Below are 24,181 nucleotides of genomic sequence, written 5' to 3'. Positions count from 1 at the left end.
GGTCAGGCATAGGCCGGTTGAATGGTTTTCTCAAGAAACTGCATATAGGCGTCAAAGGATGATTTTTGCCCAAACAGGATGTGGGATCGGCTCCGGATAGCCTGTGAGACGACCGAACGGCGACGTTTATCCGTCGCCAGCGTAAGGGCGGTATCAACGTAATCGGCAGAATGATACGCCACACAATCAAACACTGAAATCTGACGATAACAGGTATGACTGCGCCGTGACCGGGCTGCACTACCGGGCAGGGTCACCAGTGGCACGCCAAGCCCGAGGCAATCAAACGCCAGCATCGCATCATTCCATGCCGGACTTTCAAGCACCACATCAACCGCACATAAAAGTGACAGCATATCGGACCGATTGCGCACCGAGACAAACCGCATGCGTCCCGCAACGTCGGCATAATTAACAGCAAACCGCCGCCCCCATGCCGCGTCCCAGCTATCACGTTCCGGTGCGATTAAAATAAGTTCAGCCGTTTCATCAAGTCGCAGGATTTCGGCAATCAGCGGATCAAATTCGGCGGTCAAAACATCCAATGGCTGCGGACACAAATAGGTATTTCTATCTTGCGCCAGGCGCCAGTGTCGTTGCAGATCCGTCGTTGTCAGACCAAGGTCATCTGGCCGTGTCGCATTGACAAACAACCCCGGTAACCGGATCAGCTTTTCGCTAAACCGTTTTTCACCGCCTGCCGTTTCCCAGTCTTCGGCAATCAAATGATAATCGATATTTGAAAGGCCACTGGTTGCGGCAATACCGCCGCCGGAAATCTGCATCGGGGCCAAACGCCAGCTTGCCAGCAGCATTGTATAGGCATCGGCCTGCGGATCGACATAATGCAAAACATCAAGATCAAGCCCGGCAATCACGCGCGCGGAATGCAATGGATCAAGTGGCAATGGCACGACAAGATCGGCATGTTCGTCAATACGCGCAGTAATATCGTCTTCACCAGTTGGCGGACGGATCACAGTGACATCGAACCGATCCCGGTCAATCGCATCCACAAGCCCGACAATCCAGCGTCCGATACCATTTTCGCACATATTGGCGGAAACGACCCCGATGCGGATTTTACCGCCATTATGGACCTTGTCCTTGCTGACTTCGGGCACGTCATATCCCGACACCAGCTGCTCCCAGTAATGACCAACCGCGCGCAGTTGCTTGTCACCTTCAGGACGAAGGGCGGCACGCCAAACTGGTGGGAACCGTGTCAGAATAGTAGGATCAATGCGGTCTGCACCGACGTACTCCAGCCCCGGTTCAAGCGAGTCTTCATCCATCGTGTCGTCAAGCAACTCACGAACGACTTCGTCATTCTGTGCCGCAATGTTGGTCGGCACGGGGGCAAACAGCAACCGTCGGGCCGTCCTAAACAGGGCGGCGTTTTCGCCTGCTGCGATCTTGCGATCAATGCCGTTTTGCAGGACCGATTGCGCCGATGCGGTATCACCTTCTTCGGCCAATTCGACAGCAAGGCGAAATACCGCGTCATCGCCGCCACCAACACCGATTGCCGCGCCAAACCGTTCAACGGCTTCGCTATGGCGGCCCACAATGCTAAGCGCCTCGCCCATCATCAGCAAAAGTTGAGGATCCTCAGGGTTGGCCTGTAAAAGTGGCTCAAGCGCGCCAATAGCTTCTGTTCCCTGCCCGACCCGCAAATTGAGCAAAGCCAAAGTCCGGCGTGCGGGCGCATCGGTGGGATCAAGCGCAAGAACCTGACGCAAACAATGCTGCGCCCCGGCAAACTGTCCCAAACGGAAAAGTGCGTCGCCATAGGCTGTTAAGGCCCGTTGATGACCCGGCTCAAGATCAAGCGCGCGGCGCAGAGGTTCGCTGGCTGAAACAGTTCGTCCCTGATCAAGCCTGATTTGGCCAATCAGAACAAGTGCATTGACGATATCATCGCGCATTTTAAGCGCAGTCAAACAGGACGTTTCAGCCCCGGCAACATCGCCCAACGCATAAAGGCAGGCCGCATAGTTGGCATGAATTTCTGCAACGTCAGGGGCCAATTCCAACGCATGTTGGTAATTTTCCCGTGCTGCGTCGAGTTCATCAAGCTGGCGATAGGTATTGGCGATATTGCAATAAAGTGCAGGTGCATCCGGACACAGCCGTATGGCGCGCTTAAACGCGCCAATTGCATCACGCAATTTACCAACGGCTTTTAAGGCTTGTGCGTGATCATGCTGGATTTCGGCACTGTTGGCGTCGGCAATGGCCGCACGCCCCATGCGTTCGGCAGCAACGGCCTGATTTCCCTGACGCATGGCGACAAGACCGGCAAGATGCATTGCCTCTGCAGCCTGTGGAAATGCGCGTGTCATCTTGCGACAGGCTTGTTCAGCCTCCGCAAGCTGGCCTGCTTCATACAGGTCCATCGCAGACCGGAATATGTTGCCGAAATCAGACAAGGGATGCCTTCGCCGTTAGAGTATCAATTTATCCCGTCACCATACGGGCCAAGCGTTAACAAACCACGTCTTTGCCATAAATTCTTGCTCGTGGCCATGCCCAAGGGTTGCATTGATGCAATACCATCCTGCGCCACGGTGAATTTCATCTTTCAATCTCTCAGAAATTCACAGTAATCCCCGAAAAAACCGGAAAAAATCCCCCGAACTTCCATTCAGGGGATTTTATGGACATCGATAAAGCAATGGCGGAAAGGTTAAGGCCTATCCGTCGTGACTGAAATACCGACCAAACCGGTTGGCGAGAAAATCATCAAGACCAACTTCTTCCTGACGAACATAGCCAGCCCCCGGGAGCTGTTGGGTCAAAACCATATCGATCAGCGCGCACAACCCGGCAGAGGTCGTAATCTGGATCGCCGACCACCTCTGACCACCAATTTCAGTACCATGCACTTTGCGGATGAAGTTTTCTTCGCACAGGTCCCCATTTCGCATGCCAACCGCATCAGCAAAAATGACAATCACATCCTGCTGGGTAATCGGCAGGGCATTTTCAAAAATTTCCTTCATCATATCGGGGCGTTCGCCCAAACGCAGATCTTCGATCAAGATTTTCAGGATTTCCTGATGCCCCGGATAACGCACAGTTTTGTAATCAAGATTGGCAACCTTGCCTTCAAGCATGTCACATAATGCCCCAACTCCACCCGACGTATTGAAGGCTTCGTATTCTGTGCCATCAATTGTGAAGCGTTCATATCCTTCAAGCGGCAGCACCTCGACACGTTTGCCATTGAGGATGGCCTCACACGGATTAAGGTACTCGTTAATCAGTCCGTCAGTTGACCAGGTCAGGTTATATTTCAAACGGTTGGTCGGATTTTGCGGTAACGCCCCAACCCGAAGACGCAATTTCTGCACGCTATCAAACCGCTTAAACAGGTCATGGGCAGCAATTGAAATAAACCCCGGTGCAAGGCCACATTGCGGCACAAACGCGCTGCTTGCCCCCTCGGCGATTTCACGGATGGCACGGGTGGTTTCAACATCCTCGGTCACATCAAAATAGGATGCCCCGACTGCGCGCGCCACACGGGCAATCGCAACGTTCAGATAAAACGGACAGGTCGACAAGATGGCATCATGCCCACGGGCAACCTCGGTCAGGGCGGCTTCATCTGTAACATCAACCTTTACAAGCGTTGCTGCATTATCCTGCGCGCAGAATTCCAGCATGTCGCCATTGGCATCGGCCAGTGTCACCGCATAATCGCCACTTTCATTGAGCATGACGGCGGCAATACGCCCGATTTTACCAGCCCCAAGGATCAAAATCTTTTTCATTTTCGTTCACTCCCAGATCAACACACAATAAACAAACAGCCATGTTTCCGATGCCGTGCCTGTCCTGATAACGTTTTGTTTATGACCCTTTTATCGTCCGCCGCTGGACTGACGCTTACAACCCGGCGATACTGTCAAAATCATTGAATAGACCGTCATTTTTATGGGTATACCCGATGAAACGCCGACTTGATGAAACCGACCGTCGCCTGATTGCCAGGTTACAGGAAAATGCACGTATTCCGATTACCGCCCTTGCGCGCGATGTTGGATTATCGCGCAGTGCCGTTCAGGAACGTCTTGAACGGCTTGAAAAATCACAGACAATTATGGGCTATACCGTTCAACTTGGTGATCAGGCACGCCCGGTTCTTCTGGCCGAAGTCATGATCCAGCTTGAACAAAAGCAATCTGCGGGTGTTGTTGGCGCATTACAGAAAATCCCCCACTGCATTCGCTGTCTTGCGATTGCCGGGGAGTTCGATCTGATCGCTGAAATAGCGGCCGATACATCGGAAGAACTCGATACTGTACTTGACCGGATCGGCGGCCTTGCCGGAATAAAACGCACATCAAGTTCGATCATCCTTTCAACTAAATTCGATCGCCGCTAAACTGGCTCTCAAGGTTGGGGAACCTTCTTTTCAGGAAGAAACACCGAGTGACGTCAAAACGTAGATATTCCGTCCTTTCTGTCCTTCTTGCCGGTTTTTCCGCCACCAGCATTCTGGGCGTCGGTTTGGCCCTTTATGTCGGGCTTGGAGCGGCCTATGAGAACACCCGCAATCTTTGGGTGATGCTTGCAGATGTCGATCTGACATCAGTTCAACGCACCATGCAGGAACGCATGGATGAAGTTGACAAAAGATCAAACTGGGTCGCCGAGCAGGTTGCCGAAAGTGCGCTTGACCCCAGCTTCCAATACGGTTGGAACAATGCAATGCGCGCGCTTGCCGCGGCAAATATGGATGTCATGGCCTATGGCCTTGTCACCGGTGAACGGCAGTTTATCGGTTATAACCCCGATGATATGAGCGTCATCCGGCGTACCCTTCCCATGGACGATATGCTGTTTTCCGAATTGGCCCAGATACGCGGACCAGCGACCAGTAGAACCGGCTTTCCCCGCTGGGACCCATATTTCGACAAAACCGTGTTAACCAGCTGGGTCCCGTTATTTAATGACGGGCGCTACCTTGGAACCTTCATACAATATCTATCGCTCTCGAACCTGTCCGACAGCCTGATTAGAGGGCGCGAAGACTTACCCGGAACACCTTTTATCCTGATTGGTGGCAATCGGGTGATGGCACATCCGGGTTTGCGTGACTGGGGCACTAACACCGCATCCAAACTCATCGATGATGCGAACATTGCGCGCAGCCCGATCCCCCTTCCAACCATAAGTGACATCAGTGATCCGGTTCTGGCCAATATCGGTAAATCCGAAAGGATCAAAACCGAACGCGATGACGACGGGGAAAAAGGAAAAGGCATTCAGCTTTCCGGTCTTGAACTTGATGGAAAGTACAACCTGATCGTTACACGACAGGTCGAAAATGCTGCAATTTCGCCCATCATCATCGGTATGCATTTCGACGAGGAACTGTTTAACGATGAATGGGAACGGCTCGTACTGGCATCTATTCTGGGAGGTGGCGTTCTGGTGCTTGCGATCCTCGTCGCGATTGTGATGTCACGCCAGTTCACAAAACCCATCCGAAAGTTCGCGGCCGCGGCACGTGCGTTCGAAGACGAAGCAATCGCCTCTGCCGATGTCCCTCAACTTGAAGGTAGCCGAATTCGCGAATATGACGATGCCGCCCGATCCTTCAATCACATGATGATTGCGGTTCATGACCGCGAACGTATTACCAGTCTGTTTGGTAAATTTGTCCCGCAATCCATTGCCAAAAAACTTCTGGCATCGGGAACAGATTCCGGGGCACTACCTCCACAACAAACAGAAGCAACGGTCCTGTTTATCGACATCGCCGGGTTTACATCGATGTGCGAGACACTCGACCCAAATCAGATCATTTCGATGCTCAACGCCTATTTTGATTGTGCGACAAGCATTATCGAATCGCATAGCGGCATCATCACCCAGTTTCAGGGCGATGCTATCCTTGCGGTTTATAATGTGTTTGATGACTTGGAAAATCACGCTGATGCCGCCCTCGACAGCGCAATTGCCCTACAAAAAGAAGTCCATAGCAGAACATTTGAAGGATTGTCGATCCGTTGCCGATGCGGGGTGAATACCGGTAATATGGTGGCCGGGAACGTCGGTGCGAAGGCACGGCTATCGTTTACGGTTCACGGCGATGCGGTCAACACGGCGTCGCGTCTGGAACAAGAGAACAAGGTGCTTCATACTGATGTTTTGATATCAGAAAGTACGCGTATCCTGCTTTCCAACCCAGACAGAGTGATCAAGGCAGGTGAAGTTCTGCTGCGGGGGCGCCATAGCATGACCGAGCTTTATACAGTGCCGTCGGACTTGCTCGGCCTATCATAAAGTCAAAACACACTGAACAGTGCATACCTACCCAGAGTTGACTGCCCTCTTTCCATGCTCATCAAAAGTACATAAGCTGATGAATTGAATGGTAAGATAAGCATGTTCAAAATGGACAGGCATCATCGCATTTCCATTAAACTTGGGGGAAACAGTTTGGCAAAACGTCACGGACGCTTTTCCATTTTTGGCGTTTTGCTGGGGGGCTTGTTGCTTTGCAGTGTGGTTGGTGTTGGTCTGTCGCTTTATGTTGGTCTACAGACTGCGGTTGAAAACACCCGCGATCTTTGGATCAGCATGACCAGTGCTGACCTTGCCGAGGCGGAACGCACTGTCGAAAAACGCCTGATCCGACTTGCCGATCGCAATAACTGGGTCGCAACACAAACTGCCGAGGGTCTTGTCAATCCGCGCAACCCGTCGTTCTGGACCGATAATATCCCGTCATTGATTGCCGGTGAAACCGATATCGCCGCCATCGGAATGACAACACCGGATGGTGAGTTTCTTGGCTACGATCCAAAGACGCATAAGTTTTTAAAAACCAAGGCCGATCTGTTCGATGGACAGATTGCAGAACTTTTCCCCGAGACCGGTCCAGCCAAGAGCCAAACGCTTTTCCCTTACTGGCAAAGCGCACTTCGTCAGGTCGTGATTGGTGAAGCCATCCCGCTTTTTCAGAACGGCGAATATCTTGGTGTCCTGATCCAGTACCTGACCCTGCCCGGTTTGTCGCGCGACCTTCCAATGCAGGAGCAAGGCGATGGACGGACAGCCTTCATCATGGTTGAAAATCACATCATCGCCCATCCAAGCCTTTCAAACTGGCAACGGGTCAATATGCGGGCCGAGGATTCTGCCTTTGTCCCCGAAACGCTAGAAGAAGCGACAAGCGTCCTTCCGCAACTTGATCAAATCGGCGATCCGATCCTTTCCCAGCGTGCCAGATGGAAACCGCTTGACCTTGGTGACAGCCTTAAACTCGCTTTGGATCAACGCCTTGATGTATCGCAGGTCATCATCAATTCGACTTACAACATTATCGTCACCCGCGAAGCATCACAGTCGTCTGCGACGCCGATCACCTTTGGAATGCATTTTGCGCCGTCTGTCTTCGCAGCAGAAGGTCGTCGCCTTGATTTTCTGCTGTGGATCGGCGTTGTTGTGTTGATTGGGGCCCTGATCGGTGCGGCTGTGATTGCACACTATTTCTCGCGCCCTCTTAAACGGTTTTCCGCTGCCACCCGCCAGCTTGAAGAAGGCAATCTAACATCCCTGCCCCACCTTCCAGAAAGCTACATCACAGAATTTAACGATGCTGCGACGTCCTTTAACCAGATGGTCGTCACACTAAATGACCGCGAACGGATCGGACGCCTGTTTGGCAAGTTCGTGCCCCCGGCAATTGCCGAGCAACTTTTAGCATCACAAAGCGATGCCGGAACAATCCCACCACATAAATGCATTGCGACAACGCTCTTTGTTGATTTGCAGGGCTTCACCAGCATGAGCGAAAAGGCAGACCCGCAGCATGTTGTTGATATTCTGAATGCCTACTTCACGGATGCTACGGCAGTGATCGAAGCCAACAAAGGGATTATCACCCAATATCAGGGCGACGCGATCCTTGCGGTGTTTAACGCGGTTGGCGAACTGCCCAACCATGCCGATGCCGCCGTTGAAACGGCCATTTCCCTGCAAAAGATGGTTTATGCCAAACAGTTCAAGGAAACAACTTTACGGTGCCGCTGCGGGGTAAATACCGGTGAGCTGGTTGCCGCCAGCGTTGGCGCGCCAGGCAGGCTTTCCTTTACCGTCAATGGCGATGCCGTAAACAGTGCCGCCCGCCTTGAAGCGATGAACAAGGAACTGGGAACGAAAATACTGATCGGCGAGAGCACATATAGCAGGCTCAGCGATCCGTCACAGGCCATACCAGCCAAGGAAGTTCTTCTGCGTGGCCGAAGCGAAACAACAGCCGTCTATAAAGTTTTGATTGACGGCATCGATGACGCAGCGAAAGACAGCACATCCCCCGAAAGCAGATAAAACAAAACGCCGCATTGGAAAACCAATGCGGCGTTTTGTAAAACCTTTGCGGTCAAGATGCCGGGAATTAACCCTGACGCGCCTTGAAACGCGGGTTCTTTTTATTGATCACGTATACGCGGCCACGGCGGCGCACGATACGGCAGCCCTTTTCCCGCAGCTTAGCGGATTTCAATGAGTTCCGGATCTTCATAATCTTAAACCTTAGAAACTTGGCCCCTTCGAGGAAGCCGGAAAATAGAAGTAGGACTTGCCCCTGTCAACACCTAAAACAGGTTGCGGCGACAGAAATCGGGACAAATCCCTATAAAAGCGCCAGCAGCAATCTAAAACCTTACCGATCACCTGATCGTTGCGTAGAACCGATAAAAGGCTAGCGACCCATTTTCAAGCATTTTTACGCGATTCATCCACATTTCCATCTCAGAAACCATATAATCCATCACATCAGGGTCTAAACCGCTCTTTTGGATGTCCGACAACAAGGTCATCCACGCCATTTTTATATGAGCCAGATGCGTTTCCGACTCATCTTTGGCAATACGGATGTCAAATTTAAGTGCGCCTAATTTTTCTTTGTATTCCTGTGCCGTCCATGGAAACAGCTCCTCGCCTTCCAACTTGGCCCATTTTCCAAGCTCTGCCTCGTCGAGATCACGGGTCAGCACGTAATCGGTCAGCAATATCTGTCCGTGGTCACGCAAGGTATCCGCAATCGCAGGAAGAAATGCGTCCTTTTCCGGGATTTTGAACAACTCCCCATAGGAATAGACAACGTTGAAATACGCTTTGCGCAATTCCGGGGCACGCGGATCGAACACCTGAACGGGAACTTTTTTCTGAACACCCGACTGAACTGAGCGTTCCATACCAAGGAGCGCCAATTCGCCGTCCTGCTCATACGCCGTGACCCAAACCCCCAGCCGATCTGCCAGAATACGTGCCACCCCGCCAAGCTTCGCCCCAATTTCCAGACAACTTAACGTCTCATCAAGTGCCAGCGGCTTGGCCAGTTCGAGCGCGTATTCATGTCCCCCCGGGATCATGATCCCGTGATCAAACAACTTATCATACAGCCTGATACGCTCAGGCGGCCAGCGCCCGATTTCGTCGTCAAGGTCAAGTTCGCCCAGTTCCGGCTCGACAGGACGGGCAAGGAATACCCGCATTTTGCGCAGCCAATCGGCATAGGCATCTATTTCAAGCTGAAGCAGATAGTATTCAACCGGATCGTCATACCCTTCCCACTTGGCCCGCATGCGGATACCAAAGCTAAGGTGATGACCCGGTGGCATCTGGAACTCGGACGCGTTGTCGTCTTCGGACAAATCGTCGTCATCATCGACATTGCGTTGCCAAAACTTCAGCTTCAATGTTGCTACCTGCTTGTTCCGGACGTGTTTAAACTTGATTCTTGCAAAATATGGCAATTCGTCAAAAGTGACAACGTGTTAAGATTTCAATCATATGATTGTGGCGTAAAAGCCATTGTCAAAATGGCCATCAAATAACTTCCCCATGCCGGGAACCCATGCAGGACAGGAATTTTCTTTCACCATGAATCAGGATCGCCTGAGCATATATTACCGCATGCTGAACATTGCGCCTGGTGCCAGTGCGAAGGAAATCAAGCTTGCCTATCGCAAACTGGCCTTTGAATTCCATCCTGATCGCAACACTGACGCGGATTCGGAAGAAAAATTCAAAGACATCACTGAGGCCTATGAAATCCTGACCGGTGAACGCAAAGCCCCCGCACAGGCCAATAACCCTAAAAACGGCTCGGCGGCTCAAAGCGGGCAAACCAAATCATCAACATCCTCGGCCTATGGCCCAGATGCTGCAGGCGCACGCAATGCCAACAAAACCCGTCAAGGATTTGCCGGATCCGGCCGCAAAGAACAACAAGCCAATCCCGGCAAGGATGACAAAGTCGCACGCGCCAATCAGGCCTACCGCGAACAACAGGCCAAAGCCAGCGGACGCAAAAGCAACATTCACCCCGGCGCACGCCGCCACAAAGCCAAAAGACCCGACAGCAACGCCGCGGGATTTATCCAGTGCGCCGTCACCGGCGTCGTATCGGCACAGCCGCGTCTCGTCGAATTCAAAATCGTGCGTGGCTTTTTCAATTCTGTCCGTACGGAAGTCGTCTCAGCCTACCTTGCCCCCAAAGGGGCTCGGCGGATGGCGCTAAAAGCAAGTTTTAAGACATGGCTGCGGGGGTTCTGGGGCTGGCGCAGTTTTATCCCGGCATGGCGTGCGATCCTTGGCAACATGCGCGGCGGCACGTTCCCGGCCGAAGGCAATGCAAAGCTTCTTTTCACCCAAGCCACCGCCTTTGAAAAATCCGGTAACCGACCACTGGCGTGCGCGGTTTTGCTTCAGGCACGTGATTTCATCGGCACAAACCGCTCGGCCCTTGCCGAACAAATTCGCACCAGCATTCGCCGCCTCGAAGATGGTCAACCCGCCAGACGGGTGCGCGATGAATGGCAACGGGTGGGCATGATGGTTGCCCTGCTCCATCTCAGTCCGGTTTTCGTCGTGATATTTGCCCTGCTGATCGCCTTTGGCCCCGGCCAAGGGTTCCTGACCCGTGATCTGCCTGCCATGGTCGCTGAAAAAGGCAGCCAGATCACCCGCCAAGTCGAACAGATGATCGGCGAAGACCGCGATCCATATTATGTCGACCGTGATTTACTCAACATGCGCAACGGTGCGGGCGTGACCAACACGATCATTCGACGGCTGGCGCGGTTTGAAACGGTTTATATTTCCGGCGACAGCAAAGGCATCTGGGTTGAGATCGACACATCAATCGGTGAAACCGGCTTTGTCAATCTTGATGCACTTGTCCCAGGTAATGGGGCAGATGCGCGCGATACATGGTGCCGTAAAAACAGCTGCGACTGACCACCAAAGGCAGTCAGTCGCAGCAACAGACTTCTAATCTGCAGGTCTTTTCTCATTACAAAGACGGTTAAGCCTTGGCCGGAATAGACTTCAATGCGGCCAAAAGATAATCCCAGAAGCGCGTCACACTTGGCACATGTACACATTCATCCGGGCTGTGCGCGCGTTTAATCGTTGGCCCAAATGATACCATGTCCCAATGCGGATATTTCGATCCCAGAACCCCGCACTCAAGACCCGCATGGATCACCCGAATTTCCGGATCTTTGCCAAACATGTCGCGATGAACAGCCATCATCATTTTAACAGCTTCGCTATCCGCGTCCGGTTTCCACCCGGGATAAGCATCACCCCATGTAACGGTTGCACCGATATTTTCAAAAACAGCGGTTGCGGCTTCGCGGATCGAATCACGCGCCGAGTTGATTGAGCTTCGTGCCGACAGGGTCACATCGGCCTTGCCATTTGCCAGTTTAATGATCGCAAGATTGATCGAGGTTTCAACAACTCCTTCAACACTTGTGCTCATGGCCTGAACACCATTTGGTGCACCGACACAAGCATTGTTGAATTTTTGCGAGTCAGACGCGCTCATTGCGGTTGAAGGAAGATCAGCATCCTTGGCGGCAATGTTGAAGTTTGGCTCGATTGCGCCAATCTCGTCTTTCACGGCGGCACCAAAGGCTGCCAGTGTGGTGTTGAAAGCAGAAGCCTGATCAGCTGGCAAAACAACCGATGCAAAAGATTCACGCGGAATGGCATTGCGGGCTGTTCCGGCATTAATGGTGACAATCTGCGCACCAAGGTCGCGGATTGCGGTGCGCAGGAAACGCGCCATCAGTTTGTTGGCATTGCCAAGACCAAGAATAATGTCGATGCCCGAATGGCCGCCCTTAAGACCGGTCAGCGCGATATCACGGGCAACAAACCCGGCATCCACGGCAACTGGCGCATAATTAAAGGTCGCGACAAGATCGCCACCGCCAGCACAGCCGACACACAGCTCATACTCGTCTTCGGTATCAAGGTTCAGCAGAATGTCGCCTTTAAGACGCCCCGGTTCAAGGTTCATCGCGCCGGTCAGGCCGCGTTCCTCGTCAACTGTGAACAGAAGCTCCAGCGGACCGTGCTCCAGACCATCTTCGGTCATAAAGCCCATCATGGCCGCGGCACCAATACCGTTGTCCGCACCAAGCGTGGTGTTGTCGGCCGTGATCCATTCGCCGTTCATCACCATGCGGATCGGGTCGGTATCAAAATTATGGCTCGAACCGGAATTGGCCTGCGTCACCATGTCGACATGGGCCTGTAAAATGACCATTTTACGGTCTTCATAGCCCGGCTTGGCGGGAACCGTAATGACAAGGTTGCTGCCGCTATCGCGGAAGTGTGCGAACCCTTTGGCATCGGCCATTTTTTCCAAAAGCTGCAACACAGCTTCTTCCTTGGTCGATGGACGCGGGGTATCGCAGAGTTTCTGGAAATTCTCCCAAATCGCGACCGGGGCAATTTTGCTGATCTCGTTCACGGCGGCGCTCTCCTGTTAAAGTCTTCGTTTGTGAGTTTTCGCGGGTTCGATCAGTTGATTACCTCATTCACGGCTGAATTTAAAGCGCATGTAAGGGTTTCTGCGCAATTTTGCCCTGCTTAGCACCATCTCAAAGTCCGCAAGTTATTCAATACCAACGATTTCACTGCGCCGTTGCAACACCATAACATCGCGCCACTGGCCTGCCATTGGCCCATAGTTCATCCGGCCCAAGCCACGCTTGCGCCCGACAATATCAAATCCGTGTTTTTGGTGAAGCGCGATGCTGGCTTGGTTTTCTGGAAAAATTCCGGCTTCCAACGACCAAAATCCATTCTGTTCACTCTGCGCGATCAGAGACGCCAGCAACATGTTGCCAATGCCCCGTCCTTGGCTGGCCGGGTCAACATAAACCGATATTTCGCCAACCCCTTGATAGACACATCGCCCGGAAACACCCGAAAGCCCCGCCCAGCCGCAAATACGTCCGTTCCCATCACAGGCCACCAATCGACAGGCATCAAGATGCCCCTGATCCCAATCAGACCATGTACCTGCATTTTCCTGAAACGACGCATGCCCGGACTGTAATCCGCGGTGATAGACATCAACAACGGCGGATCCATCGTCGGGTGTCATGGCGCGAATATTCATTGGCAACCCTCCTGCTTCACATGGCTATGGCATGCAACAGAATAGGAGAAATTCGATTTTCGGGAAGTGTGAATTTAAGAACCGGGCATTAAACACCGCTGCCCCTAATCGTCTATCTCATCAAGCGTTTTGAACTTGATTTGATCACGACCGGCTTCTTTGGCTTCATACATGGCGCGATCCGCAACCCGCATCGCATCGGCAAGCTCAACAAACTTTTGCCGTCCTTCACCGCCAACGGTTGCGCCGAAACTTGCCGTGATTTTTGCGACCGTACTGCCGTCCTTGTCGACGGCCACTTCGATTTCTCGGATCATGCTGGCCAAACGTTCTGCAATGCGTTTGGTTACCGCAGCTGTCGCCGATGGCAACAGAACGGCGAATTCTTCGCCCCCCAAGCGCACGACAAGGTCATCATCACGCAATGCCTGGCGCAAAACCTGAGCAACTTTTTCAAGCAGACGGTCACCAACAGAATGGCCATAGGTATCGTTGGTCTGTTTAAAGTAATCAAGATCAAGAACGATCAAGCCAAACAGCCAGCTTTTATCTTTAAGATGCCGGATTTCACGCAACCGACTGACCGCACTTTCAAAGCCGCGCCGGTTAAGCGCCCGGGTAAGCGGATCGGTCGATGCCAGCGTATCAAGGAACTCTTCCTTACGCTTATGATCGGTGATGTCAGTGGCCGAAACCATCACACCACCGCCCTCCATCATATTCATGCGAATATCCGCCATACGCCCGGACGGTGTTTGCATTTCATCAATCGTCGCGTGCCCATGCCCAACGGCCTTTAAACGTTCATAACAATCGCGCAACGCCGTAATTTCAAATGATGGTTCGGCGTCTTCTGCCGTTCCGTCAGCGCCAAACAGGCGGGAAAATTCATAATTGTAATGAATGACATCAAGCTTGCTATCAAGCATCGCCACGGCCGAAGGCACCATACGGATGACTTCGGTGACGGCGGCCTCAAGTCCGGACTTGGCACGCACCAATTCGTCATGCATTTCGACTTCATCACGGACATCATGTGCGGTTGTTAAAACCGCTGGTTTTCCGTCATGCCATAAAATGCGCTCATCTGTCAGATCACGCCAAACCGATGTTCCATCATCAAGAACATCCTCCACCCGATGACGATCACCCGTGCGGTCCCCACTCAGAATATCGGCAACATGCTTAATGGCTCTGGATTGATGTTCCTTAGGGATAAACCGCAGGACGTTGGGCTGTTCCATAAAACTGCTGGCATTTTTCGCGCCCATAAGGTGTGCAAAGGAATCGTTCACATAAAGTGCGGTCATATTGCGATGAACCATCACGCCGATGAAAGACCGGCCAAGCATGTGATCGACCTGCATGGCGGTTGTGCCATTATCAATCATCTGTGCGGTGGTCAGAACAGCACTGCCATCTTCCCACTCAACGGTTTCATCGCTGATTTCCATCCACACAGGCGACCCATCAGCCCGAATGTTATAGACCTTCTTCCAGCCGTGAAAGCCAGTGCTGCTTTGATAGTTTTCGGAAAGTTTGGTGGCTTCATGGTGAAAACTGGGCGGGATATATTGGCGCATGTCGGGTGCGGTCATGAAATCCTTGACGTCCCGACGGCCAAGCATCTTGGCATAGGCATCGTTGACGTACACGGCCTGAAGGTCCTTATGGACAACAACCCCTACGCGTGAACGCCCATACAGACGTGCGATCTCTGTTGGTTCGAACCGCATCAACGTCCTGCATCCCCCGGAATCCGGACCATTTTCTGCAGGGATCGATATGCGTCAATCACTGCGCCTAATTGGCCTCTTAGCCTACACTATATTAGAGATCATTAAAACAATCCGATACCCTGCCTGCCACTCAAACGCCTGTATCACCCTTAATGTGATATCGCCTGAATAAACAGGAGTCTAGAGCTACCATACAAATGGATAATAAATACTTTAGGCTGAGTATTGCCTCCTAAACACCCTACAAATATGCTCATTGCACATGCTCGAAACGACTATGGAAACGGATTACATGTCCCCGAAAAACTACGAGATTATCGAACACAGCCGCGGCTGGAACGGGTATTTCAAGCTTGATGTGTATCGCCTGCGCCACGACACCTTTGAAGGTGGCAAAAGTGCTATTCTTGATCGTGAAGTGCTTGAGCGCGGACATGCGGTTGCCGTCCTGCCCTATGATCCGGTGCGTGATGAAGTCGTTTTGATCGAGCAGTTCCGACCGGGCGCGATATCGGTTCAAAAAACCTATCCCGACATGCCACTGTGGCTAAATGAAATTGTCGCAGGCATCATCGAAGATGGTGAAAAACCGCAAGACGTTGCGCATCGCGAAACCTTGGAAGAATCCGGCTGCACCATCATTGGCGATCTGGAATATATATCGCGCTACTATGTCACACCGGGCTGCTCAAGCGAAACCGTCACCCTGTATTATGGTCGCGTGGACAGCACGAACATAGGTGGCATTCACGGCGTTGTTGACGAAGGCGAAGACATCCGCGTTTACAAAGTATCGGCCGAGGAATGCTTTGCCATGTTGCAAAACGGGCAACTCTGCAATGCAACGGCGACAATTGCAGTACAGTGGCTTATGCTCAACCGCGACCGCATCCGCAAGGAAACCAGCGCATTGCGCCCATAATATAGACTTTGCGCTCAATTGACATTTAACACAAAATAAACGTGATAATTTTCAAACCATCTTGACTTTTGTGTATAAAAGACCCAATCAACGGGTAATCACATTTTAAACCTAACCACGTTGGGAGTCTGTCATGGACATTCGCAATGGCACCATTGACGCCATTGGCCGCACCCCACTTGTGAAGCTTAAAAAAGTTTCCGAGCTGACGGGCTGCACCATTCTGGGCAAGGCAGAATATGCCAATCCGGGCGGATCGGTGAAAGATCGCGCCGCCCTTGCCATCATTCGCGACGCCGAAGCACGCGGCCTTTTAAAGCCGGGCGGCGTCATTGTCGAAGGAACGGCTGGCAATACTGGTATCGGTCTTGCTGTTGTCGGCAATGCGCTTGGTTATCGCACTGTCATCGTTATCCCGGAAACCCAAAGCCAGGAAAAGAAGGACCTGCTGCGTCTTTTGGGGGCGGATTTGCGCGAAGTCCCGGCCGTGCCGTACCGCGATCAGAACAACTATGTTCATGTGTCGCGCCGTTTGGCCGAAGAACTGGCACAGTCTGAGCCCAATGGCGCGATCTGGGCCAACCAGTTTGACAATATCGCCAACCGTCAGGGCCATATTGACACCACGGCACCCGAAATCTGGGAACAGACCGATGGCAAAGTCGATGGCTTTATTTGTGCTGTTGGCACCGGTGGTACGCTTGCCGGTGTGTCGCTGGCGCTTAAAGAACGCAACAAGGAGATCCAGATCGGTCTTGCCGATCCGATGGGGGCAGCCCTTTACAGCCACTATAAATTTGGCGAGTTGAAATCCGAAGGAAGCTCGATCTCAGAAGGTATTGGTCAGGGGCGTATTACCGCCAACCTCGAAGGCATCGAGATCGATCACCCGTTCCAGATTTCTGATGAAGAAATGCTGCCAATCGTCTTTGACCTTTTGAAAGAAGAAGGTCTGTGCATGGGCGGTTCCACCGGGATCAACATTGCCGGTGCCGTGCGCCTCGCCCGTGAACTCGGACCGGGCAAAACCATCGTCACCATTCTGTGTGACCTTGGCACGCGCTATCAAAGCAAGCTTTGGAACCCGGAATTCCTCAAAGAAAAAGGTCTGCCGAGCCCAAGCTGGCTCTAGGCCAAGCCGAAAACAGCACCCGAAACAGCAAAACCCCCGACCAGAAATGGCCGGGGGTTTTGTTTTAGGTCCTGAGGTATGTGCTCCCTCACCCATGCCTACGCCGCCTCAACTAAATTACCCTCCGCGCGCTGGGCGGCCTGCGTTGCCAACCGCCAAAGATACAGACCACATAACAGCGCACAAACCAGAAGCATTCCGGCAAATCCAGTCACCGCATTCCAGCCGCCATGCGCCCAGAACCAGCCACCAACCGACCCCATGATGCTTGATCCCAGATAATAGGCCAGCAAGTACAACGATGATGCGTGGCCCTTGGACGTCTCGGCAAGACGTCCGACCCAACCGCTGGCGATTGAGTGGGCAACAAAAAATCCACTGGTCAGAACAACAATGCCGCCAATCACACCAAGCAAGCTTTCCAGCATGGTCATCGCCACACCAACACCGGCCAAAAGAACCCCCACAACCAACACAGGCCCCCGACCAAGCTTGTCCGACAAAGCCCCGGCAATCGAGGACGTTACCGAACCACACAGATAGACAACAAAGATCAGGCCGATCTGACTTTGGCTCAGCCCATAGGGCGCATCTGAAAGACGGAACCCAACATAGTTAAAGATTGTCACGAAACAGCCCATAGCAAACGCGCCGATCAGAAACACAAACGGCAATCCCGCATGGGTTAAATGCCCAGCCCAAGCCCGCAGATGATATCTGATCTGAAATCCCGGGTGTCGGACAAAGTTGCGCGATGCTGGCAACAAAACCGCAAATCCAAGGGCCGCGACAAGGCCAAGTGCGCCCATCGCCCCCAATGCGATATGCCAGCCAAAAAGATCGGTCAGGAAGCCGATCACGACACGGCCACTCAGCCCGCCAATCGCCGTCCCGCTGATATAAATTCCCATCGCCATGCCAAGAGCTTTAGGGTCTATTTCTTCGGCCAGATAGGCCATGGCAACCGCCGGCACCCCGCCCAACATCAATCCTTCAAGGGCGCGCACCACCAAAAAGGCATGCCAGTCCGAAAGCAATGGCGCAATCAGGTTCAAAACCGACGCCACACACATCGACACGAGCATCAATTTCTTGCGCCCTGTCGCCTCCGATACGGCACCGGCCAGCAAAATGGCAAAGGCCAGAAAACCAGTCGTCAAAGAAAGGGCGAGCGAGCTTTCGGCTGGCCCGACCGCAAAATGGCGCGCAAGTTCGGGCAACAATGGCTGTACACAGTAAATCAGCGAGAATGTCGCATAACCGGCCAGAAAAAGTGCGATGCTAATACGGCGAAACGCCGCTGAACCGGGTTTAATCCAGACCGGTTCAGTGGTCGTTTGGGCGTTGGTGGACGCGAGTGGGTCATCAACACGTTGGGGCGACGTGCTTTTCTGTGATGTAGCGGCATCAGCATCGCGATCAGATGGTGCAGCCGGGGATTTTTCCCGATATGCAGGCATTTATGGCCTCGTTTGGAACTATTCGTGGAACGGTTCTTATGGTTGCACTTCGCCTGCCATCCGTCCAATATATGATACAGTCAATTTTGATATGTTTTGGATATACCAATCATGGAACTGCGTCATATCCGCTATTTTCTGGCCGTCGCCCGCGAAGGAAACTTCACCCGTGCAGCAGCCAAGATCGGCATTGGTCAGCCGCCACTCAGCCAGCAAATCCGTGATCTTGAAACCGAAATCGGAACACCGCTGTTTCACCGTGTCCCCCATGGTGCGGAACTGACCGAGGCCGGATCTGCCTTTTTGGACATCGTCGTACAGTTCCCCGATCTGGCTGAACGGGCCATTCGTGCGGCCCAACGTGCCGGGCGCGGCGAAGTCGGCTCCATTCGGGTTGGCTTCACCGCATCGGCCGCCTTCAGCCCATCGGTCCCGCGCATTTTTCGCGACTTCCGCCGTGCCTTTCCCGGCGTTGACATGACACTTGAAGAAGCCAACTCGGCACAGCTTGTCACAGGATTAAAGGACGAACGTCTTGATGCGGTTTTCTTGCGTCAGGATGTCGTTGCCGGTGACGGTATTCGCCTGCATGTGATCTCGGCCGAACCGATGGTGCTGGTCCTGCCCGCTGGACATCCTGCGGCCCAAGGCGGCAAGGTTGCCCTGACCGAACTGCGCGATGACGCCCTGATCCTGACGCCGCGCGCGGTTGGTCCCACCCATTTTGACAAAGTCGTCACCGCCTGTCGCGTGGCCGGGTTTGAACCGCAACTGGGGCAATCCGCACCTCAGCTTGGCTCGGTGATCAATTTTGTTGCCGCTGAACTTGGCTTTTCGCTTGTCCCCAAACCGATGACCCAGCTTCAGGCCAATGGGGTTGTCTACCGCGAAATAAAGGGCGATGTGCCAATCGCCGAACTGTCGCTGGCCTATCGCGGCAATGACATTTCAATCGCACTTCGCAATTTTGTCAGCCGTACGCTGGCCGCTCATAGCGATACAACACCTAGCGAAATTCAAAAATGACACTTTAAAATCAATATATTGAATCTTGACCTTGAACAAATTTAACAAGTTTCCCCTGCCGCTTCTTCAAGTGACATGTGTGCTGTATCAATCACCAGATCGACCTGTTGCCATGGTTCGTACTCACGCGCGCAAACCTTCGCCCAGTCTGGCAGCTTATGGTTTTCAATGTCGCTGATCCGTGTTTCAACCCGTTGCCGATGGGCCGCCTTGTCCGAGCAAATCAACTCAACCTGAATATATCGCGCTTCGGCACGTTCAGCAGCACGCCGCCATTCAGAACGGCTTATTTCAATCGGATTGACGGCATCGCCAATCACCATATGGCCCAGCCGCAAGTTATCCGTCGCAAGCCGGTTTGCCACCATATAGCCAACCGGACCTATATCGTCATCTGGTGGCACATTGGCATCAAGAACCGCCTGTTCGATTGTATCAATCCGCAAATGAATTGCCCCGAGGGCACGCGCGGCAATTCGCGCCACAGACGTCTTGCCGACACCGGGTAAACCACCAAGAATGATCAACATTTCCGATCTCTTTTGTTCTGTTCCATCATGTTCATTGTCTCTTGGTACTGGCAAGCTTGCGATTTCAGGCTAGATTAACACCAACGTCGAAATCAGGCGCGCCTGCATCTAACGGCCTGCGCCAAACTGAAAGTCTGTCGAATGGTACGATATTCTCTCCTTGATCTATGCCCGGTCAATGCCGGTGAACATCCCAGTGATGCATTGCGCAATACGCTCACACTTGCCCAACATGCCGAAAAACTCGGCTATCACCGCTACTGGCTGGCCGAACATCACAACATGCCCGGCATTGCAAGTGCGGCAACGTCGGTCGTGATCGCCCATGTGGCAGCGGGCACGAAAACCATTCGCGTTGGATCGGGCGGCGTAATGTTGCCAAACCATGCGCCGCTTGTGATTGCCGAACAATTCGGCACGCTTGACGCATTACACCCCGGGCGCATTGACCTTGGCATCGGGCGCGCACCGGGAACCGACCAACGGACCGCCGCAGCCCTTCGCCGTGATATGCACGGGTCCGAAGACCGCTTTATTCAGGACGTGCTTCAGGTTCAGGCATTTCTGGCCCCGCTTGAAGGCAATCCGCCGATCCGCGCAGTTCCGGGTTATGGATCGCAAGTTCCGATGTGGCTTTTAGGCAGCAGCTTGTTTTCAGCCGACCTTGCGGCACGCCTTGGCCTGCCGTTTGCCTTTGCATCGCATTTTGCCCCGGACATGCTGATGGATGCGCTGTCGCTCTATCGTCACCGGTTTGAACCAAGTGAACAGCTCGATAAACCCTATGCGGTTGCCGCCATGGGTTTCTTTGCTGCGGATAGTGACGAAGAAGGTGAATATTTGGCGACCTCGATGCAGCAACAGTTCCTGAACTTGCGTCGCGGCACACCGGGTCAACTGCCCAAACCAGTTAAGAATATGAGTGAAATCTGGAACCGGGTCGAAAAAGCCGGGGTTGATCACGCCATGCGCTATGCCGCCATCGGTGGACGTGACACCGTGCGCAAAAAACTGCGCGAATTCATTTATATGACAAATGTCGATGAAGTCATGGTCACAGCCAATATTTATGATCAGGAAGCCCGCCTGAAATCGTTTGGCATTGCCGCTGACCTGTTCAATGAGCTCGGCACGGAAAAAACCAAACAAGACTGCGCCTAACACACCGAATAACCGATCAAAAAATGCGAATACCGGGTGCTTCGTGAACCCGGTATTTGCATTTCATCATACGAAATACAATTCATCACAGCTTGCACTTATATCCGCGCTCGGACACTATGCGCGCACCGTCGCAATCGTGACGACAATACCCTTGTTTCAAAAGGTTATGGTGCGCTCCCTATGACTGAGTTTCTCCTCGCGGCAACGCCGATTGCGACGATCCTTTTTTTAATGATCAAGGCCAATTGGGGGGCTGCGCGTGCCGGTGCTGCGGCATGGTTTGTTACTGCCCTGATTGCCGTTTTCTATTTCGGCGCCCCAACCGACATGCTGATCATTGCCCAGGCCAAGGGCGTGATGCTGGCCCTTTATATCCTTTATATCGTCTGGGCCGCACTCATCCTGTATTTCGCCGCTGACGAAGCAGGCGCGATTAAGACCATTGGCCGTGCGATCCGGTCCCTAACTGATGACCGCCCACTTCAATTGCTGATCCTTGGTTATGTGTTTGCAAGCTTTCTGCAAGGGGTTGCGGGCTTTGGCGTGCCAATTGCCGTGGTCGCCCCGCTTTTGCTCGGCATGGGTTTTTCGCCGGTTCTTGCCGTCGCCGCCCCGATGATCGGGCACAGTTGGTCGGTGCTGTTTGGCAATATGGCCACCTCATTCGAAGCCCTTATTGGTGTGACGGGCATTCCCGGGACCGAGCTTACCCATGACGCCGCCATTCTTTTGGGGCTGTCGGGAATGATGTGCGGCGCTGCTGTTTTGTGGCTGGATGGCGGGTTTCGCACCATTCGCCGCCGGATCGTGCCGCTGGTACTCATTTCCGGCACCATGGGAATTGCACAATATGTTATGGCCAATTACGGGGTCTGGACGCTGGGCGGCTTGACCGCCGGGATTGCCGGGCTTGCAATGTCGATCCTTGTCACCCGGTTCTGGAAACCCCATCCCGATGACATTGCCGAACAAGTCGAAGACGACCATCAACACATGCCGCTTCTTGAAGCGCTGACACCCTATCTTGTGTTTATTGTGTTGGTCGGTTGTGCGACCTTTATCCCAGCGGTTGAGGCGTTCCTTGGCCATATCCGCTTTACCCTTAATTTCCCGGCCACCAGCACCTCGCTTGGCTGGCTGATCAACCCGGAAAGTGCCAAGGCAATTGCCATTTTCGGCCATCCCGGGGCGTTGCTTCTTTACACATCGGCCATCAGCTTCGCCTTCTTTAAAATGCGCGGTCACTATGATGACGGCATTGGCAAACGTATCTGGCAACGCACCCTTAAAAGCGGCCTTCCGACCAGCATTGGCATGGTCCCGGTGATTGGGCTTGCAATTATTATGGACCATGCTGGCATGACTTATGCCTTGGCCGAGGGCGGTGCAGCACTGTTTTCCGGGGCCTTTTCGGTCGCCTATCCGGTGATTTCACCGGCCATTGGTGCGCTGGGTGCGTTTATGACCGGCAGTACAAACAATTCCAACGTGGTTTTTGGCATGTTCCAGCGTCACACCGCCGAACTTGCCGGTATTTCCACATCACTTGTGTTGGCGGCACAGGCGGCGGGCGCGTCGCTTGGCAGCATGCTGGCCCCATCCAAAATCCTTGTTGGTTGCTCGACCGTGGGGCTTTCGGGCAAGGAAGGCCCGGTGTTGTCGGTTGTGTTAAAAACCGGTGTCATCCTGACGTTGCTGTGCGGGGTAATGGCGCTGGGCATGTTGCTCATTTCGATGCACTCAGGGGGTATTTGACATGAAAAATAAACTGTTCAATCCGGTCTTTTTGTTTCTGGCATCCCTGATCCTGCCGGTCGCCGCATTTGAAGCGGTGATCGCCCAAAACACCACAGCAGCCGACATCCTGCTTGGACTGTTTGCGGTCATCATGGCGTTGATTGTTCTGCGCAAATAAAAACCCGTCGGGCAATCATCCCGACGGGTGCGACCGATTATCCGAATTAAAATGCGTTCAGGGCCGGAACGTTGCCAGCTTAATGCCAAAGGCAATGAAAACCGCCCCGGTGGTCGCCTTTAACACCCGCTGAAACCGCCCACTTCCGGCATAACGTGTCAGGCGCGCCAACAGCATAATAATCGCCCCGAACCAGACCGCGTTGATCATGGCATGCACGCAGACCAGCATGAAGGCCGATCCAATGGCGCCCTCACCGACCGGAATGAATTGCGGGAAAGCTGCCAGATAAAAAATCGACACTTTCGGGTTGAGCGCATTGGTCAAAAATCCCTCGCCATAGGCCGTAATCAAGGTCCGGCGACGCTTTGCCGGTGAGACGTCCGTTACCTTGGCAACACCGCGCCACGCATCGCGCAGTGCCTTAAACCCGACCCAGCACAAATAGGCCGCACCCAGCAGCTTGACGATCATAAACGCCTGTGCCGATTGCACCAGAATGACCGAAATACCCAGGATCGACAGCGCACCATGCAGGTAAAAGGCCGTAACGAAACCCGCCACATTGGCAACCCCGGCTGCCCGACCAGATGTCGGCACGGTGCGCGCAATCAAAACGCCATTCGGGCCGGGCGACATCACCAAAAGCGACGTCACAAGCGCAAAACTTAAAAACTGTGTCCAATCCATGGGGCACTCCTTTGAGGCTGGCAGGCACCGTAAGAAGCACCTTTCCCAAAACTATAAATCTATTTCCCCGACCAACAAGCAGGTAATTGTCACCATGACATTTATCATCAACGCCAAACACCACATCCAAAACGCGTTGACGGAAAATGATAACTC

At 53.1% G+C, this 24,181-nt stretch carries 20 protein-coding genes; 10 read left to right on the top strand and 10 right to left on the bottom strand.

Translation table 11 applies throughout. The annotated features are described in order from the left end of the window. Positions 1-2: 2 nt before the first annotated feature. On the bottom strand, positions 3-2,432 hold the full coding sequence (locus COO92_RS03980; RefSeq protein WP_240626319.1) for a tetratricopeptide repeat protein: 2,430 nt from the start codon (positions 2,430-2,432) through the stop codon (positions 3-5). A 264-nt stretch (positions 2,433-2,696) separates the two neighbouring features. Next, positions 2,697-3,779, bottom strand: coding sequence for a saccharopine dehydrogenase family protein (locus tag COO92_RS03975; RefSeq protein ID WP_101300141.1), 1,083 nt, complete (start codon positions 3,777-3,779; stop codon positions 2,697-2,699). A 176-nt stretch (positions 3,780-3,955) separates the two neighbouring features. Here COO92_RS03975 and COO92_RS03970 point away from each other — a divergent pair, with 176 nt between their 5' ends. The 3 genes from COO92_RS03970 to COO92_RS03960 all read left to right on the top strand — a co-directional run bounded on the left by COO92_RS03970 (position 3,956) and on the right by COO92_RS03960 (position 8,349). After that, entirely contained in the window at positions 3,956-4,393 is a 438-nt protein-coding gene (locus COO92_RS03970; RefSeq protein WP_101300140.1) for an Lrp/AsnC family transcriptional regulator, read from the top strand. Between the two features lie 47 nt (positions 4,394-4,440). Further along, positions 4,441-6,300 (top strand): adenylate/guanylate cyclase domain-containing protein, encoded by a 1,860-nt coding sequence (locus tag COO92_RS03965; protein ID WP_101300138.1) that lies wholly within the window; start codon positions 4,441-4,443, stop codon positions 6,298-6,300. Positions 6,301-6,456: 156 nt separating this feature from the next. Beyond that, positions 6,457-8,349, top strand: coding sequence for an adenylate/guanylate cyclase domain-containing protein (locus COO92_RS03960; RefSeq protein WP_165792276.1), 1,893 nt, complete (start codon positions 6,457-6,459; stop codon positions 8,347-8,349). Between the two features lie 67 nt (positions 8,350-8,416). Here COO92_RS03960 and ykgO read toward each other — a convergent pair whose 3' ends face one another. Both ykgO and COO92_RS03950 read right to left on the bottom strand, forming a co-directional pair. Then, entirely contained in the window at positions 8,417-8,542 is a 126-nt protein-coding gene (gene ykgO, locus COO92_RS03955; protein WP_007090004.1) for a type B 50S ribosomal protein L36, read from the bottom strand. Between the two features lie 148 nt (positions 8,543-8,690). Then, on the bottom strand, positions 8,691-9,722 hold the full coding sequence (locus COO92_RS03950) for a class I SAM-dependent methyltransferase (protein WP_101300135.1): 1,032 nt from the start codon (positions 9,720-9,722) through the stop codon (positions 8,691-8,693). 184 nt (positions 9,723-9,906) lie between these two features. Between COO92_RS03950 and COO92_RS03945 the strand changes: the two genes are divergently transcribed. Next, positions 9,907-11,265 carry a DnaJ domain-containing protein gene (locus COO92_RS03945; RefSeq protein ID WP_101300886.1) on the top strand — a complete coding sequence of 453 codons (1,359 nt, stop codon included), beginning with the start codon at positions 9,907-9,909 and terminating at the stop codon, positions 11,263-11,265. A gap of 67 nt (positions 11,266-11,332) precedes the next feature. Here COO92_RS03945 and COO92_RS03940 read toward each other — a convergent pair whose 3' ends face one another. The 3 genes from COO92_RS03940 to COO92_RS03930 all read right to left on the bottom strand — a co-directional run bounded on the left by COO92_RS03940 (position 11,333) and on the right by COO92_RS03930 (position 15,183). Further along, entirely contained in the window at positions 11,333-12,793 is a 1,461-nt protein-coding gene (locus COO92_RS03940; RefSeq protein WP_101300133.1) for an aminoacyl-histidine dipeptidase, read from the bottom strand. A 144-nt stretch (positions 12,794-12,937) separates the two neighbouring features. Continuing rightward, positions 12,938-13,447: a GNAT family N-acetyltransferase gene (locus tag COO92_RS03935; protein ID WP_101300131.1), complete on the bottom strand. Its 510-nt coding sequence runs from the start codon at positions 13,445-13,447 to the stop codon at positions 12,938-12,940. A gap of 104 nt (positions 13,448-13,551) precedes the next feature. Continuing rightward, positions 13,552-15,183 carry a diguanylate cyclase gene (locus COO92_RS03930; protein WP_101300129.1) on the bottom strand — a complete coding sequence of 544 codons (1,632 nt, stop codon included), beginning with the start codon at positions 15,181-15,183 and terminating at the stop codon, positions 13,552-13,554. Between the two features lie 265 nt (positions 15,184-15,448). On the opposite strand from COO92_RS03930, the gene COO92_RS03925 reads away from it, so the two are divergent. Further along, a complete protein-coding gene (locus COO92_RS03925; RefSeq protein WP_240626318.1) occupies positions 15,449-16,108 on the top strand; it encodes an NUDIX domain-containing protein in 660 nt (219 codons plus the stop codon). 133 nt (positions 16,109-16,241) lie between these two features. Further along, the gene (locus tag COO92_RS03920) at positions 16,242-17,240 is read left to right on the top strand and encodes a cysteine synthase A (RefSeq protein WP_101300126.1); all 999 of its coding nucleotides are present in this window, start codon (positions 16,242-16,244) and stop codon (positions 17,238-17,240) included. Positions 17,241-17,338: 98 nt separating this feature from the next. Here the strand turns inward: COO92_RS03920 and COO92_RS03915 are convergent, their stop codons facing one another. Next, the gene (locus COO92_RS03915; protein ID WP_101300125.1) at positions 17,339-18,700 is read right to left on the bottom strand and encodes an MFS transporter; all 1,362 of its coding nucleotides are present in this window, start codon (positions 18,698-18,700) and stop codon (positions 17,339-17,341) included. A 111-nt stretch (positions 18,701-18,811) separates the two neighbouring features. On the opposite strand from COO92_RS03915, the gene COO92_RS03910 reads away from it, so the two are divergent. Next, the gene (locus COO92_RS03910) at positions 18,812-19,726 is read left to right on the top strand and encodes a LysR family transcriptional regulator (protein WP_101300123.1); all 915 of its coding nucleotides are present in this window, start codon (positions 18,812-18,814) and stop codon (positions 19,724-19,726) included. A gap of 41 nt (positions 19,727-19,767) precedes the next feature. On the opposite strand, the gene COO92_RS03905 is transcribed toward COO92_RS03910, so the two are convergent. Then, positions 19,768-20,256 carry a P-loop nucleotide/nucleoside kinase family protein gene (locus tag COO92_RS03905; RefSeq protein ID WP_101300121.1) on the bottom strand — a complete coding sequence of 163 codons (489 nt, stop codon included), beginning with the start codon at positions 20,254-20,256 and terminating at the stop codon, positions 19,768-19,770. A 141-nt stretch (positions 20,257-20,397) separates the two neighbouring features. Here COO92_RS03905 and COO92_RS03900 point away from each other — a divergent pair, with 141 nt between their 5' ends. The 3 genes from COO92_RS03900 (at position 20,398) to COO92_RS22030 (ending at position 23,335) form a co-directional block, all read left to right on the top strand. Further along, positions 20,398-21,417 (top strand): LLM class flavin-dependent oxidoreductase, encoded by a 1,020-nt coding sequence (locus tag COO92_RS03900; RefSeq protein WP_101300119.1) that lies wholly within the window; start codon positions 20,398-20,400, stop codon positions 21,415-21,417. 183 nt (positions 21,418-21,600) lie between these two features. After that, the gene (locus tag COO92_RS03895; RefSeq protein WP_101300117.1) at positions 21,601-23,175 is read left to right on the top strand and encodes an L-lactate permease; all 1,575 of its coding nucleotides are present in this window, start codon (positions 21,601-21,603) and stop codon (positions 23,173-23,175) included. 1 nt (position 23,176) lies between these two features. Continuing rightward, positions 23,177-23,335, top strand: a complete 159-nt coding sequence (locus COO92_RS22030) for a hypothetical protein (protein WP_165792275.1) — start codon at positions 23,177-23,179, stop codon at positions 23,333-23,335. Positions 23,336-23,392: 57 nt separating this feature from the next. Here the strand turns inward: COO92_RS22030 and COO92_RS03890 are convergent, their stop codons facing one another. Beyond that, positions 23,393-24,025, bottom strand: coding sequence for a LysE family translocator (locus tag COO92_RS03890; RefSeq protein WP_101300115.1), 633 nt, complete (start codon positions 24,023-24,025; stop codon positions 23,393-23,395). Positions 24,026-24,181: the final 156 nt, after the last annotated feature.

This window comes from Thalassospira lohafexi, from assembly GCF_002844275.1.
GTDB classification, from domain to species: Bacteria; Pseudomonadota; Alphaproteobacteria; order Rhodospirillales; family Thalassospiraceae; genus Thalassospira; species Thalassospira lohafexi.
The sequence above is the reverse complement of the archived record's forward strand: the minus strand, read 5'-3'. Positions and strand labels throughout refer to the sequence as shown.

Excerpts from the sequence above, each read along its gene's own strand:
- COO92_RS03975 (WP_101300141.1), bottom strand. The coding sequence starts at position 3,779 with ATGAAAAAGATTTTGATCCTTGGGGCTGGTAAAATCGGGCGTATTGCC.
- COO92_RS03970 (WP_101300140.1), top strand. The coding sequence starts at position 3,956 with ATGAAACGCCGACTTGATGAAACCGACCGTCGCCTGATTGCCAGGTTA.
- ykgO (WP_007090004.1), bottom strand. The coding sequence starts at position 8,542 with ATGAAGATCCGGAACTCATTGAAATCCGCTAAGCTGCGGGAAAAGGGC.
- COO92_RS03945 (WP_101300886.1), top strand. The coding sequence starts at position 9,907 with ATGAATCAGGATCGCCTGAGCATATATTACCGCATGCTGAACATTGCG.
- COO92_RS03935 (WP_101300131.1), bottom strand. The coding sequence starts at position 13,447 with ATGAATATTCGCGCCATGACACCCGACGATGGATCCGCCGTTGTTGAT.
- COO92_RS03930 (WP_101300129.1), bottom strand. The coding sequence starts at position 15,183 with ATGCGGTTCGAACCAACAGAGATCGCACGTCTGTATGGGCGTTCACGC.
- COO92_RS03925 (WP_240626318.1), top strand. The coding sequence starts at position 15,449 with ATGCTCGAAACGACTATGGAAACGGATTACATGTCCCCGAAAAACTAC.
- COO92_RS03920 (WP_101300126.1), top strand. The coding sequence starts at position 16,242 with ATGGACATTCGCAATGGCACCATTGACGCCATTGGCCGCACCCCACTT.
- COO92_RS03915 (WP_101300125.1), bottom strand. The coding sequence starts at position 18,700 with ATGCCTGCATATCGGGAAAAATCCCCGGCTGCACCATCTGATCGCGAT.
- COO92_RS03910 (WP_101300123.1), top strand. The coding sequence starts at position 18,812 with ATGGAACTGCGTCATATCCGCTATTTTCTGGCCGTCGCCCGCGAAGGA.
- COO92_RS03905 (WP_101300121.1), bottom strand. The coding sequence starts at position 20,256 with ATGTTGATCATTCTTGGTGGTTTACCCGGTGTCGGCAAGACGTCTGTG.
- COO92_RS03900 (WP_101300119.1), top strand. The coding sequence starts at position 20,398 with ATGGTACGATATTCTCTCCTTGATCTATGCCCGGTCAATGCCGGTGAA.
- COO92_RS03895 (WP_101300117.1), top strand. The coding sequence starts at position 21,601 with ATGACTGAGTTTCTCCTCGCGGCAACGCCGATTGCGACGATCCTTTTT.
- COO92_RS22030 (WP_165792275.1), top strand. The coding sequence starts at position 23,177 with ATGAAAAATAAACTGTTCAATCCGGTCTTTTTGTTTCTGGCATCCCTG.
- COO92_RS03890 (WP_101300115.1), bottom strand. The coding sequence starts at position 24,025 with ATGGATTGGACACAGTTTTTAAGTTTTGCGCTTGTGACGTCGCTTTTG.